Origin of the sequence: Frankia gtarii (genome assembly GCF_025403375.1) — a bacterium.
In the GTDB taxonomy this organism is placed as follows: domain Bacteria; phylum Actinomycetota; class Actinomycetes; order Frankiales; family Frankiaceae; genus Frankia; species Frankia gtarii.
Genome location: NZ_JAMPTM010000534.1, coordinates 1 through 1350, shown reverse-complemented (window position 1 = coordinate 1350; position 1350 = coordinate 1). Strand labels below are relative to the sequence as shown.

The 1350-nt window shown below is 69.3% G+C and carries 2 protein-coding genes; both read right to left on the bottom strand.

What is annotated here, in order from left to right:
- Positions 1-226 (bottom strand): GNAT family N-acetyltransferase (locus NBZ83_RS32145; protein WP_261576515.1); only part of this gene is annotated, 226 nt, incomplete at its 3' end.
- Positions 227-430: 204 nt separating this feature from the next.
- Entirely contained in the window at positions 431-853 is a 423-nt protein-coding gene (locus NBZ83_RS32140; RefSeq protein ID WP_261571345.1) for a ricin-type beta-trefoil lectin domain protein, read from the bottom strand.
- Positions 854-1350: the final 497 nt, after the last annotated feature.

Here is a 1350-nt window from a genome sequence, read left to right as displayed (position 1 = left end):
GCGCCCCGCTGTCCCGTTCCACCACCGACCACGGCCCGACCCCGGTGAGCAGCCAGCATCCGAGGCACCCGGCCATCTGATGCCAGACGGCGTCCGGCAGCGTGACGGGCCCACCGACATGCCTGGCAAACTCCGGATCGGCCCAGATCCTGGTGAACCCGTCGACGTCACCGTTCTCGATCGGCCGAAGGATCAGCCGCGTTGTCGTCAGCGTGGGAATGTTCATGACAGCAGATTGGCCCGAGGCCGCATCAGTGGGTGGTGAACCGGACAGGGTCTGCTGGGCGGAATCGGCGCTCGAGCGCATCCGGCCAGCACGGGGATCGGTTCCCGACAGTGGCGTGCCGCGGCGGACCAGCCCGATGAGCGGTCGCCGCGGCACGGCACTACGAGTTCAGTCAGTGGATCAGCTGGTGGATCAGCCGGCGGGTCAGCCGGCGGGCTGGAGGGACCAGCCGCGGTCCTCGCTGAAGATGGGCGACAGGGCCACCAGCGGCGGGAAGATCAGTGCGGGGTGCAGCCCGAGCGTGAGGTCGTTTTCCACGACGCCGATGTTGACCGTGCCCGGCCGTGGCCCCTCGGTGATCCGCCATTCGCGGGGCTCCGGGAGGGGCCGGACCCGCTCGAAGACGTCCGGGGAACCGTCGAAACCGACGAAGAGCGGCGCGGAGTTCTGCCGGATCGTGTAGGTGCTGTCACCGTTGCCACCGTTTCCGGACTGCTTGATTTCCCATTCCTGCCCCGGGCCCTCACCCGGCAGGAGGAAGATGTTGTTGCGGTCGGGGGAGGTCAGGGTCAGGTTGTCCCGGCCGTCGATGCGGATTCGGTATACGCCGTCAGCGATCTTTCCCACGGTCAGCCCCGTTTCTGGTCGTCAAGCAGCCGGCCGTGACACGGCCGACTTTGGGCGGGATGATGCCGCGCCGCGGCAGGATGTCCCTCCGCGGGCGGTGCCGGCGGATTGCCGGTGCGGCGGGTGCTGCAACGGCGCGCGGGCCTGTGGATGCGCGATGAACGTGCCGTTCGAAGGTGAGGTGCGCCGCCCGCGGCGCCGGGCACCATCATGCCCCCGCCTGGTCCGACAGGCCGCGAGCGCCACACCGGATTCTGCGGGGCGGCGAAATGACCGCAGCCGGGATTCCTCGTCACTCTCGTACTGGCATGCCCAGCGGACCCGCCCGCGTCCGCATTCCTGCGGGGACGGCCGATAAAAGGATCGGGTTCCGCCTGCTGCCATCGTGAGATCGCCATGCGGGTGATGTGGCATTCCGCCCATCCTCGCCGGGGGAAAACCACCAGGCGAAGGCAGGGCATCCGGTGCGGGAGAAGGACGCCCGCACTCGCCGGCGG